The following is a 12,570-nucleotide window of genomic DNA, read 5'->3' as shown; positions in this document are numbered from 1 at the left end:
TTCTCGCTTGTGTCTTTATCTGGCTGCCGCTGATTTGAATTCTATACAGCCCCTATAAGAGGAATTATGAATCAGGTCGCTGATATTCTTAAGCTAGCAAGCACCGCGCAGGAGCAAAACGTTGACGCGGTGCTGGCGACAGTGGTGCGTACCGAAGGCTCGGCATATCGCCGTGCGGGCGCGATGATGCTTATTTGTGCAGATGGACGCTCAGTTGGCATGATTAGTGGCGGTTGCCTTGAGCCGCATATTATAAAACGCGCCTTTTGGTTGACTCGCAACGGTGCAAATGTGCAGGTTTACCAAACTGGCGATGAGCCGTTAGACGAAAATAATGAATATAGTGGTCGTAGTGATTTAGAGAGCGAGCTAAATTTTGGTTTAGGCTGTAATGGAAAGATACACGTATTATTTGAGCGTTTAAAAGCTGCGCTGCCATTCCTAGATATTATCCGCCACGTACGTCGTACTCAGCAGCCAGCAATGATAGCTACTTTAATCCGTTCGGATAGCAATGATATTAGACCGTTACCAGCTGGTATACGAGTAGATATAGAAACTTATATTAATAGCGGAAAACTCACTATTATTAAGGATGATAATATTTCTAATCAAGCTTTAATAGATGCTTCAAACCCTGTTACTCATGCGCTTAGAGAGACGGTTGAAGCGTTATCAAAGCATGAGGTTTCTGATAAAAACACTGAATACGTGATCTTAAAAAATGAAGGTTTAACGACAGAGTGGCTGCTACAGCGCTTACAACCACAAATACGTTTGCTTATTTGCGGGGCCGGTAACGACGTGATGCCACTGGTGACCATGGCAAAGCTGCAAGACTGGCATGTCACTGTCATTGACAGTCGCGCACAATATGCCAGTCGCCTACGCTTTCCTCAAGCTGATATCGTGATGCCATTGTTATTAGATGCACACGAGAAACTACTCAGATTGAGTGAGAATGCAGCGGTAGCTTTGATGTCACATAGCCTTACCCAAGACCGTGCTCGTCTTTTAGTATTACTAGAGCATTCGACCCATTATAAATATCTTGGGCAATTGGGTCCGCGTTATCGTACCGAGCGTCTAATTAATGAGATTAATGCCGTCAAAAAGAATCCTACTGCCTTAAAGGAAGGTATTAGTAAACTACACTATCCTATTGGCTATAAATTAGGCGGAGACGGACCTGAAGCATTGGCACTTGGTATCATGGCGCAGATAACTGCCGTTGTGCATCATAAAAAATCGCTAACAGGTACTTTAGAAACTGAACTTTCAGGTACAGCAGCCATGAGCAGTATTGCAACGCTGAGCTGCGTATGAATAAGGATAAATCGACAACAGTAGAAGCTAAAACACAGCAGCTAAATGGCGTGCAACAGCAAAGCTATACTCAACATAAAACCCATCCGCCACATAACAGCCACGCCATCATTATATTAGCAAGTGGCTTGAGTCGCCGTCTTGGTCAAGCCAAGCAATTACTTTGCAAAAATAGCGAACCATTAATTAATCATATGCTTAAGTTGGCATTGAGCACTCAGCCACAAGCTATTATTGTTGTCATTCCTCATGACAATTCTGTGACTCAAAACAAGTCGTGTATTAGTAATAGGATTCAATCAGCAATTGAGCCAATAGCTGTACAGTATGCAACTATTTATACGGTTATAAATCCTACGCCTGAAACAGGTATGGCGAATAGCTTGAGCTTGGGTATTGAGACATTGGTTAATCTTGATGACAGGCTTATTGATCGTGTGTTAATCATGGGCGTTGATCAGGTTTTATTAGATAAGCCGCATTTAAATGCATTATTAGCTGGCAAGAAGATAGTGGTTGCAAGCAGTTATAGTAACAATGATGACTGGATGTATTTAGATAGCGCAACAGAAGATAAAACTGCCGTTACTGCACAGGCTAAAAAAGATATCATCGGACTGCCTTTAGCGATTAATTATGACCTACTAAAGCAATGGCAGGCAGAGCTAGTAGGTGATAAAGGACTGCGCCACTTGATTAGAGGACTGCCGCTAAGTCATATAAGTACCGTCAGAAATAAGCAACTCAGTTATGATATCGACACACCCGAGCATCTTGCTTATGCCAAGCAACAAGGCTGGATTGATGAGTAATATTAACGATGGCGAATATTCCATGATACAGGTTTTAGAAACAGAACGTCTTTTTCTTAGGCAATGGCAGCCAGCTGATTTTGCGGTATTTGCTGAGATGAATGCCGATCCAGAAGTTATGCGCTATTTTCCTAAGTTATTAACTCCTAAAGTCAGTAATATGATTGCTAATAAATGTCAGCAGCTTATTGCTGATCAAGGTTGGGGACTTTGGGCGGTAAGTTTGAAAGACGGCTCAAAAACGTCTGGAAATTTTATCGGTTTTGTTGGCTTGAATAAAACCCATACAGATATGTCTTTTGCCCCTGCTGTCGAGATTGCATGGCGACTGCGCAAAGAGTTTTGGGGACAAGGTTATGCTACCGAGGCGGCACGTGCTTCATTAGCGTTTGCTTTTAACGAGTTAGCACTCAATGAGGTCGTCTCATTTACTGCTGCTATAAACAAGCGCTCGCAGCTTATTATGCAGCGTATTGGCATGACCAACATGCAGGATAATTTCTATCACCCTGCGCTTGATACGAATCATCCACTGGCTGAGCATGTATTATATAAAATTACGCGTCAACAGCAGCATAGTATGGATTAATTTTGATAAACCATCATAAACAGTTAGCAGGCTTATGAGTATAATACAACGCCCAGACCTTGATCTTAACAGGACTACTCGAATATATTACCACCGTCATACAAGATGAAAAACGCGCTACGATATAATATGCTTTCTATTAAATATAAAGTAAGGTCGTGTTATGAGTCGTACGTTATGGCTGGTGGTCGGTATCATCAGTATTCTTGGAGGGATTTTTGCATTCTTTAATCCGCTTAGCGCCACTTTTGCCGCTGAACAACTAGCAGGGTTTATATTCCTTTTGGTGGGGGTGTTACAGTTTATTGCCCTATTCCGCGCTCATAGTACCACTGGCAAAGTGCTGGCTGCAATCGGTGGTGTGCTTGGCATATTGATCGGTATTGAGCTGCTACAAGATCCGCTGCAAGGTATATTAACGTTGACCATGGTGGTTGCTATTTTATTTATGGCAACAGGTATCGTGAGAGTGGTTGTTGCTTTCGGCCTACGCAAGACAGTGGCTTTTATACCCGTATTAATCTCAGGACTTATCTCGATTGCGTTAGCTGTTATGATATTTAGTGGATATCCGCGCTCGGCGACCTATATTCTTGGTATATTATTGGCAGTTGAGCTGATCTCAAACGGCATATCGCTGATTATGTATTCACGTGTACAACCACCTTTGGTTCGAAATACATAGATTTTAGTGGTGACACACCCTAAAAAGACTCCATCAATGGAGTCTTTTTTATTTTATACAGTATTTTTATTTTATACAGTATCAGAAATTTCAATACAGCGTAACAGGTTTGTCCTATAAAGCCGCACGCGAAAACGTCAAGATATGCCCTTTAAATGGTACGTCAAGGTAAGTGGTATCCTCAGGCTTAATATGCTTGCTGCTAAATCCAAACTCTATCATTTTCTTTGTGAGTTTGTTTTTGCGACCACGTCCTGGGTCGACGACGATGACTTCACACTTTGGCAGGGCATGACGCTCGATGAACTCAGCCAACATATCGATGTGTTGGTCTTCATATAATAAATCACTACCGATAATCATATCAAACTGACCAAGTCCACTGTTGTCTTGGGCCCAATCTAAACGCTCAAAATTGATCTCTTTATTATTGTTGAGCGTGGTATTCCTATCGAGGAAGTACTCAACGGTTGGGTGATAATCGGTTGCGGTAATATCGGCATGGCGATGGTTGAGTAATAGGCTTGACAGCGCCATACCGCAACCCACTTCCAAAATCCGCTTGCCCGTAATATCGTAATCAAGCATATGGTTGGCCAGTACCAAGCTCGATGGCCATATCACCCCAAACATCGGCCAAGAAGCAGAGCAAATGCCTAGCTTAAGCGCCTCATCGTCTGGATCACTAAATTGCTGATTGTCACGGAGGGTGCAAATGTGGATGTCGGTGCTGCCAATTTCAATTGTTTGATAACGTACGCGCACAGTAGTCAGCGAAGTCATAAACTTTCCTAAAAAATAAGCAAGAGTGCAAGGTTTGGCAGTGATTGCCACTTTCAAATAGGAGGTTGGTTTAAGAGGATAAATGATTAATGTATGGTAGTTTTATAAAGTTTTCAATTAAATAATATAGTGAGTGATAGTATGACCTAACATTTGACAAGTTGTTGTTAATTTTGAGGGTATTCTTATTACTGGCTTTGGGGGGTGAGGTAGATGCGCCTAATATAGAGTTAGGCACATCTTTACTTTATGGAATGCACAGGCTAATGGTTTAATGTTGAGTTTAGAGTAACTGAGGGCAGGCCCTAGTTAAGGAATCTCAATCCAGACGTTTTTAACGCCCAAACCAGCTCTACAAAGGCTCGACTGTTGGTTAAGGGCTCGCCATCGATGATAAGTACGTAGCCCGAACCGTCAATCCACAAAAACACAAAACTGGTCTCAGGAATCAGCAAATCGACTTGTTGAAAGAAGGAGATAGCTTGGCTTTCTACTGCCCAGCCGCGTTGTTTTTGGCGTAACATAAATCCTGAAAAATCCGCCGCTGCCACACTGAGCATATCGGCTTCTTCTTGAGTGTAGCCGATACGCGCTAGGCAAAACCCTTCATCAGAGCCAATTGCTGCACGGCGTTTACCAGATAAGCTTGCCACTACATAGGGTAAAAACTGATCTAATGGTAAATTGGGCGCTGGCAAAAATAAAGAAAGCTTTTCAATCCATCCATGCTCAATAAAAGTATCTAGCCATTGGTCAGAATAGCGTTCAAGCCAATCGGCGGCCAGTAGTGTTTGCCCATAGGACAACAAGTCTTGCAATGCCAGCTGCTCAGCAGTAGGTTCATTTTGTGAAAACGCTTCAAAAATACCAGCTGGGGTTAAAGTTAGATAGGTTTTATCAGCATTTAAGTAAGAGGACATAGCGGCTACCATTGTGATGAAGGGGGTAAAGAGGCAATAAATTAAGTCTTAACGGTTTGCTCAAGGCGTTGTTGGCAATCGTTCCAGCGTTCATCGAACTGCCAGTCGCTTTTGCCCAAACGGAACCAAACCAAAGAAAAGGCTAGCCGATCATGACGAGCGATACAATGAGCAAAGAACTCGTTTTCGACTTGCTCAATCGTACTCCAGTCCTTATCCTCACGGGCTTGCATTAGCTCTTCGGTGATGTCCTTAGAGATTTCTTTGGCGTCATCACTACTGATACGTAAGCGTTGTTTTTGCTCGTTAAGAGAAGGCGATATCAGTACACTCCAGCGGGTCGCCAGCATACTATTTCGGCTGATATAGCTTTTTTTATCAATACAATCGCGAAAGCCTTTTTCTACATGAGGGTAGAGGCGATCTTTAATACGCGTAAACAGATTGTTTACATCGTAAGGGATGTCATACCAGCAGCCATAAAAAAAGTCGGCGACGGCGCCTTGCAGCGGCTCTTTTTCGTTTAGTAATAAGGCAGCATTGATACGTTGTTCATGAAAATGTCGGTTGTTTGGGGCGATAAATATTTTGCGTGAGTAATAACGATACACTCGGCGCGCTTCCATTTCATTTTCTTTGATAAGGTCTAAATCAGACATAATCGTGTCCTGTCAGTCATAGCCAATATTGTAGCGCAATAGGCTATGACCTAAGTTAGATGCCAGTGAACCTGCTAGTCCATTAAAGTTTCCATCAAGTCTATCATAAACTCAGCATCTTCCTCGTCCATGGCTTCAAAACCTTGAGGCATACCAAGCTCTGTTAAGGCTTCTTTACCGTCATCATCGTTATGCAAATTCAACACGGCATTCATCAGAATGTCTGTATCAGGAAAGCCGTCTTTAATTAGTAATACATGGCTAATATCTGCCAAATCACTTTCGATTAATACGTTTAATTGGGCTTTGGTCAAACGTGAAAAGCTGTGAAAAATCTCAGCCAAAAAGAATGCTGCTTGTGCATCGCCTTTGATAACTTGGCGTGCTGCTGCTTGATAGGTTTCGGTCACCGACCAATTCAAATCGCCCTCGTTTAAATCGACCGCCTCAAGCAAGCGTAAACCAATGAGCTTAACATCACGGTTATTGGCCATCGCAATGGTCGCGCCATTTGCTAGGTCTTCTAAATTATTGATGTCGCTATTGGCACCAGCGGCAATGACCATTTCATCAGATTTGCCGATAGGACGGGCAACTGCACGGTAGCCTTGCTCACGGATAAGCGTCGCTGCATCAAAAGGGTTGGCATAAATAACTTGCATGTCGCCTGCATCGATAAGCGCCTCTTGCTCAGCATGTGAGGCAGGCATATTGAGATGCATGTTTAGGTTGGCACGTTTTTGAATCAAGATATTAAACATGTGCCAGCCTGCAAAACGCTCAGGCGAAAAATCAGGGGCGATTAACATATTGTGTGTCGTCATGATTTATCCTTCCTCGTTTTGTTTCATTTCGGCGTACTGAGCGATGGCGGCGTCAATTTTGCTGCGCGAAGGCTTGCGGCGTACCGAAGTATAGCCAACCGTTTCGCCGCGGCGAACGTTAGGTACAACCGTCGCATAAACCCAATAATGACTGCCGTCTTTGCACAAGTTTTTAACATAACCATGCCATTTTTGTCCTGCTTCAGCAGTTGCCCATAGGTCTTTATAGGCGGCTTTTGGCATATCTGGATGGCGCAAAATAGATTGTGGCTGGCCGATGAGTTCATCAGCAGTGTAGCCGCTAATTTCGACAAAGGCATCATTGACGTGCGTCAAAATACCGTCTAAATCGGTACGTGAAACAATCAGCTTACCGTCAGGATAAGGGCGTTCAACACCAGTATCATAGATAGTACGTGAGGTGCCGTCATGATAGGTCAGCGTGATCTGCTCAGCTGGCGTGTCAGGCTTCATTGCGTCAGGGAGTGGAGAACCCATCGTAACCTCCTTTATTTATTGTGGTATAGATAATAATGAATAAGCGGGTTTGCTTCATGCTTATTTTCAAGGTACTGGTCTTTAATGTGCTTCTACATGCTTATTTTTCATGAGTAGCACTTATACGGTGCTGAATATGATGACGCGCTAGGATTGGGTTTTCTCAATTTTTAAAAGCTCAAGTTTCAAAAACCTCAATCATTGACTCAGTATAAACAGTGTGTAATACCTTAAATTATTTTTATGAGACAGTGAGCTCATTTTCATTTAAAGTATTATACACAGAAGAAGTCTATATTGTAGACGCCGAAGAGAACCACAGCGTTAGCACTTTAAGAACGTTAGCACGTTAAAACCAACGATTAGATAAGTTTGGCCAGCGCCTCTGAAGCACGTTTGATGTCTAGAAATATCAAACCAAGTTTGGCGTTTGGTTTTGCCATAATAGTTAGTACCGCTTCATCACCTGACGAGGTCATGATGACGTAGCCTTTTTCACCTTGAATCATGATACGGTCAATGCTACCGCGAGCCAATTCGCGTCCTGCACGGTCACCTAGTGACAATAGAGCTGCTGACATTGCACCAACGCGGTCTTCATCAACACCTGTTGGTAGAGCAGATGCAATCATAAGGCCATCGTTAGAAATCAAGGCAGAAGCCTCAACATCAGCTGATGAGCTGTTTAAATCTTCCAAAATTTGCTGGAATGAATCAGTACGCATATCGAACTCTCTATGACGGGTTATTAATTGAACAAAATAACGGTTAATAATGTTTTAAGCAGTCTTTAACTAGCGGCAATATTATAAGCCCTTACTATTAATATTGATATGATATGAGGTGAATAAAAGGCCAAATATTCAATGTTTTTTAACCTTTCAAGGCAGTTTAATAACCTTTCGTCATTCACTTCTTAATCTTATATAACAAAAGTTTGTTTTAGTGGTTTAACTATTACTTTTATTTTTAGCTTGACGCTTATTCCATACAGTAAGTTTGATAAAATCAATAAAAGAACCTAAGTTTCTAATCATAAAGCAGTCAAAATATTCAACATTGGCTTTGATTTTTTTTGACTACTAAGTTTTCGTCAACGGTCATTTTATACATTATAATTATAAAAAAGTTGTTCATCACTTTTGATGATGGTGATATTTACTAGACTTATACGCCTAAAAAATGATATATAGATGTAAGGCAAAAAAGTTTGTGCTTCTGGATGTACTATTTAGAGACACAATTAACGGACTTCTAATCCCACCAGTTCCTAGACAGAACAGCGTACAGGAGCGACTGCAATCCCACATTAGCGTTTGCCATCCGATCGTTTGCAGTAATGCGATAAAACGCCAATGTAAATCAGCACGACCACAATTTTTACCTTAAGGAACCTATATGAGCATCAGTCAGGCTATCGAAAAAATTGAATCACAATACGCCCACCAATCTGAATTTATCCAAGCGGCAAAAGAAGTGGCCCTTACGATTAAGCCACTATATGATGCGCATCCTGAATACGAAACTTTGAAGATATTTGAGCGCCTGACTGAGCCTGACCGTATTTTTAACTTCCGTGTTAACTGGGAAAACGATCAAGGTGAAGTACAAGTCAACCGTGGCTGGCGTATACAGTTCAACAATGCTTTAGGCCCTTATAAAGGTGGTCTGCGCTTTCATCCAACCGTGAACGAATCGGTTCTAAAATTCTTAGGTTTTGAACAAATATTCAAAAACGCACTGACAGGCTTGCCTATTGGCGGCGGCAAAGGTGGCTCTGATTTTGACCCTAAAGGCAAAACAGACACTGAGATTCGCCGTTTTTGCTATGCTTTTATGCGTGAATTGCATCACTACATCAGCAAAGATATGGACGTACCAGCGGGCGATATCGGTGTTGGTGGACGTGAAGTCAGTTATATGTTTGCCATGTACAAAAACCTGACGCGCGAATCTACCGGTGTTCTGACTGGTAAAGGCGTCGGTTTTGGCGGCAGTTTAATGCGTACTGAAGCGACGGGCTATGGCGCCGTATATTTCTTAGAAAATATGCTTGCCGCACAAAACGAAGAACTTAAAGGAAAGAAAGTCTTAGTATCAGGCGCGGGGAATGTCTCGCTACATGCTGCTGAAAAAGTCTGCATGCTTGGTGGTATTGTCTTGACGGTTTCCGATTCTCAAGGCACTTTATATGATGAAAAAGGCCTCAATCAAGAAAAAATCGATTGGCTCAAAGCGCAAAAAGAGCAAAGCAAACCACTAGCAGAATATGTCGATGTTTTTGGTGGTAAGTGGCTTGCAGGCGAAAAGCCTTGGCAATTCAAAGCGGACATTGCGATACCTTCAGCGACCCAAAATGAAGTCAATGAAGATGAAGCCAAACAGTTGGTAGATAATGGGGTCAAATACGTCGTTGAAGGCGCAAATATGCCGCTGACTGCTGATGCCATCGATCATATTCGCTTGTATCGTGTGCATTATGCACCAGGAAAAGCGGCAAATGCTGGTGGCGTCGCTGTTTCAGCGCTGGAGATGTCACAGAACTCAGTGCGTCAGTATCAGACCTTTGATGAAGTAGATGAGCGCCTAAAGTGCATCATGAAAAACATCCATGACTGTGCGGCTGAAGCGTCAGAAGAATATAACCAAACGGATAAAGGTTATATTGACTATATGGCGGGCGCAAATATCGTTGGTTTCAAGCGTGTTGCTGACGCGTTATGTGCTTATGGTATTTTGAACTAAGTTTTGATCAGTACTACTTCTCTATCAGTGCTATATAAAAACTTATACCATTCACAAAAATTAGAGTGGCAAGGAAAACGAGTGCAAGTACTACGCTTTGTAGACTAAACGAGTTTGACACAGCTAATCTTACTTTTTGGGTTTGGTATAAGATTGAGTTATGGTCGCTATCATGAATAGCGCCTGAAAGGACACCATACATACCGCGCCTACTTTGATGAGTAGGCGCGTTTTTTTTCTATAAACAATGATAATACATTGAGATGCTTTTTTGCGCCAAAGAGCTCTCTAATCAGCGTTATGATAGGAAACACGATAACGTTAGATACTCAAAATTTAGGTAATACCATTCACAAAAATTAGAGTAGCAAGGAAAACGAATGCCAGTGCTACGTACTGTAGACTAAACGAGTTTGACACAGCTAATCTTACTTTTTGGGTTTAGTATAATTAGAAAAAAATCTATACAGCATAGATAAGGAGATAATTATTATGAATAAGGCTCTTAAGCGTTTTCAACTAACGACATTAGGTGCTTGTTTGACATTGGCTTTGACAACAGGTGTCATGACGACAGCCGCCAGTGCCTCTAGTCATTCAGATGAGGTGCGCGCTGCTCAAGCTGCAAAAATCAGCTTAAAGCAAGCCATTAATATAGCCAGTAAAGAAGCTACTGGTACTTTAGTTAGTGCCGAATTCGATGACGATGATAGTGATGCTGACGGCAATGGTGGCGTGTATGAAGTAGAGTTCAGCACTGACCGTATCAACTATGAAATCAAAATAGATGCTATGACTGGTAAAGTTGTCAAATCTGAATCTGAGCGTTTAGATAGCGATGATACTAACGATTATAAAGTACAGAAAAAGGCAAAAATCAACATTGTGGCGGCGATGAACCTTGCTGAAAAGCAAACAGGCGGTCAGGTGATGGAAATTGAGTTTAAAAACGACCGTGATTATGCAAAACATACCTCATATTATGAGGTTGAAGTACTCAAGGGTCAGAAAATTATTGAACTCAATATCGATGCCAATACAGGTTCAGTGTTTAAACGTAAGGTTAAAAAGTAATCGCCTAATGATATAAGTTAAACCATGGGTGTAGGGCGTGTCCTCAATCTAAACGATAATACCTAAATGGGCTAAAATGGCTAAATTTTGCTAAACATCGTCAAATATTTGGCTAATATCCCGATATTATCTGCACTATTTTCCTTGTTTAACTGCAATTTAACTCATTTTCATCACCATTTTTAAAATGAGGACACGCCCTAGTACTATTGCTATAAAGTTTTTCGCAGCCTCTCTCAGTTCCTTAGCTGAATTCTATACAACCCCTAATATGAATGACTCTTTTTGATTTAGATCTGGCTATGCTATCCTTTACGCCATTGTCCTTTGATCATAATACCTTGGATAGGGTTGAGTCCTATCTGATAGCATAAATCGGCAGGGCGGGTAATATCCCAAAGCGCTAAATCGGCATCACAGCCAACTTCTATACGCCCTTTATTAGGTAGTCCTAAAGCCTGCGCAGCATGGACGGTTGAGCCTGCCAATACTTCTTCAGGGGTTAAATAAAATAGCGTACAGCCCATATTCATCGCTAATAACAGCGATGTCAGTGGTGATGTACCAGGATTACAATCGGTAGAGATTGCCATGGGCACTTGATGCTTACGTAGCGCTTCAATCGGTGGCAACTTGGTATCACGCAAGGTATAAAATGCACCAGGCAAGAGTACAGCAACCGTATTACTTGCGGCCATCTTTTTTATATCACCTTCTGATAAATGCTCTAAATGATCGCTGGATAATCCTTGATATTCAGCAACCAAGGCGCTACCACCGATATCAGATAGTTGCTCAGAGTGCAGTTTAACCGGTAAGTTCAGCGCGCGCGCAACCTCAAAGACGCGCCTGATTTGTGCCGCACTAAAGGCGATGTTTTCACAAAAGCCATCGACCGCATCGACCAAGCCTTCTTTATGTAGGATTGGCAACCATTCGCAAACTTGCTCGATATAGTCGTCGGCACGGTCCTGTATGTGAGACTGGTATTCAGGAGGCAGGGCGTGAGCCGCCAGATAAGTGGTGCTGACATGTATGTCGTATTTGTCCCCGAGCTGGCGTGCGACTGTGAGCATTTTACGTTCGGTGTCTAAGTCCAAGCCATAACCAGACTTAATCTCGATACTGGTCACGCCTTCTTTAATCAAAGCAAGCAGGCGCTTTTCACTTTGGGCAAATACTTCTTCTTGACGGGCTTTACGAGTGGCGCTGACCGTCGCGACAATCCCGCCACCTTGTGCAGCGACCTCTTGATAACTGGCGCCGTGTAGACGCGCTTCAAACTCATTGCTGCGATTACCAGCATAGACCAGATGTGTATGGCAGTCGATTAAGCCTGGCGTTATCCAACCGCCCTTAATATCTTTGATTTGATCCGCTTGATAATGAGAAAGGTGTGATGTCATCTGTTCGGTCGCGCCAATCCATGCAATTTTCCCGTCTTTGATACCGATAGCTGAATTTTCTAGTTGACCATAAGGGGTGGTTTTTATTGAGGTGCTGCTTGCTACCGCCGATTCATTGTCCTTGTTGCCAGCATGAATATCGAAACCGTGTTGTGCTGAAAATGTGGCAAGATTGGCATTGATAATGATGTGATCAAAAGAGGTCATCGTTGCAGCATCAGTTGTTTGGTTTGCTGTGTTAGTCATAAT

13 protein-coding genes are annotated in these 12,570 nt (G+C 42.4%); 6 read left to right on the top strand and 7 right to left on the bottom strand.

The window, feature by feature from the left end; genetic code table 11:
* Positions 1–66: 66 nt before the first annotated feature.
* From EI162_RS05665 to EI162_RS05650, 4 genes are all read left to right on the top strand, one after another.
* On the top strand, positions 67–1,326 hold the full coding sequence (locus tag EI162_RS05665; RefSeq protein WP_192523445.1) for an XdhC family protein: 1,260 nt from the start codon (positions 67–69) through the stop codon (positions 1,324–1,326).
* Positions 1,323–2,138 (top strand): nucleotidyltransferase family protein, encoded by an 816-nt coding sequence (locus EI162_RS05660; protein WP_192523444.1) that lies wholly within the window; start codon positions 1,323–1,325, stop codon positions 2,136–2,138. The genes EI162_RS05665 and EI162_RS05660 overlap by 4 nt, the downstream gene beginning before the upstream one ends.
* Entirely contained in the window at positions 2,131–2,727 is a 597-nt protein-coding gene (locus tag EI162_RS05655) for a GNAT family N-acetyltransferase (RefSeq protein WP_225735159.1), read from the top strand. The genes EI162_RS05660 and EI162_RS05655 overlap by 8 nt, the downstream gene beginning before the upstream one ends.
* Before the next feature lie 163 nt (positions 2,728–2,890).
* On the top strand, positions 2,891–3,412 hold the full coding sequence (locus tag EI162_RS05650; protein WP_192523443.1) for an HdeD family acid-resistance protein: 522 nt from the start codon (positions 2,891–2,893) through the stop codon (positions 3,410–3,412).
* 114 nt (positions 3,413–3,526) lie between these two features.
* Here EI162_RS05650 and EI162_RS05645 read toward each other — a convergent pair whose 3' ends face one another.
* The 6 genes from EI162_RS05645 to EI162_RS05620 form a co-directional block, all read right to left on the bottom strand.
* Positions 3,527–4,195 carry a class I SAM-dependent methyltransferase gene (locus tag EI162_RS05645; protein WP_192523442.1) on the bottom strand — a complete coding sequence of 223 codons (669 nt, stop codon included), beginning with the start codon at positions 4,193–4,195 and terminating at the stop codon, positions 3,527–3,529.
* Positions 4,196–4,500: 305 nt separating this feature from the next.
* Positions 4,501–5,115 carry a hypothetical protein gene (locus EI162_RS05640; RefSeq protein WP_192523441.1) on the bottom strand — a complete coding sequence of 205 codons (615 nt, stop codon included), beginning with the start codon at positions 5,113–5,115 and terminating at the stop codon, positions 4,501–4,503.
* Positions 5,116–5,156: 41 nt separating this feature from the next.
* Positions 5,157–5,774, bottom strand: coding sequence for a hypothetical protein (locus EI162_RS05635; RefSeq protein ID WP_192523440.1), 618 nt, complete (start codon positions 5,772–5,774; stop codon positions 5,157–5,159).
* A 74-nt stretch (positions 5,775–5,848) separates the two neighbouring features.
* Positions 5,849–6,598: a PhnD/SsuA/transferrin family substrate-binding protein gene (locus EI162_RS05630; RefSeq protein ID WP_192523439.1), complete on the bottom strand. Its 750-nt coding sequence runs from the start codon at positions 6,596–6,598 to the stop codon at positions 5,849–5,851.
* Between the two features lie 3 nt (positions 6,599–6,601).
* Entirely contained in the window at positions 6,602–7,096 is a 495-nt protein-coding gene (locus tag EI162_RS05625) for a PAS domain-containing protein (RefSeq protein WP_192523438.1), read from the bottom strand.
* Positions 7,097–7,458: 362 nt separating this feature from the next.
* Entirely contained in the window at positions 7,459–7,821 is a 363-nt protein-coding gene (locus tag EI162_RS05620) for a roadblock/LC7 domain-containing protein (RefSeq protein WP_010201036.1), read from the bottom strand.
* A 673-nt stretch (positions 7,822–8,494) separates the two neighbouring features.
* On the opposite strand from EI162_RS05620, the gene gdhA reads away from it, so the two are divergent.
* Entirely contained in the window at positions 8,495–9,841 is a 1,347-nt protein-coding gene (gene gdhA, locus EI162_RS05615; protein ID WP_192523437.1) for an NADP-specific glutamate dehydrogenase, read from the top strand.
* A gap of 492 nt (positions 9,842–10,333) precedes the next feature.
* Positions 10,334–10,915 carry a PepSY domain-containing protein gene (locus EI162_RS05610; RefSeq protein ID WP_192523436.1) on the top strand — a complete coding sequence of 194 codons (582 nt, stop codon included), beginning with the start codon at positions 10,334–10,336 and terminating at the stop codon, positions 10,913–10,915.
* A 305-nt stretch (positions 10,916–11,220) separates the two neighbouring features.
* Here EI162_RS05610 and hutI read toward each other — a convergent pair whose 3' ends face one another.
* A complete protein-coding gene (gene hutI, locus EI162_RS05605; RefSeq protein WP_192523435.1) occupies positions 11,221–12,567 on the bottom strand; it encodes an imidazolonepropionase in 1,347 nt (448 codons plus the stop codon).
* Between the last annotated feature and the right edge of the window lie 3 nt (positions 12,568–12,570).

Source organism: Psychrobacter sp. FME6, from assembly GCF_014861365.1.
Lineage (GTDB): Bacteria > Pseudomonadota > Gammaproteobacteria > Pseudomonadales > Moraxellaceae > Psychrobacter.
Note: the sequence above shows the minus strand (reverse complement) of the source record. Positions and strands in the feature narration are given on the sequence as shown.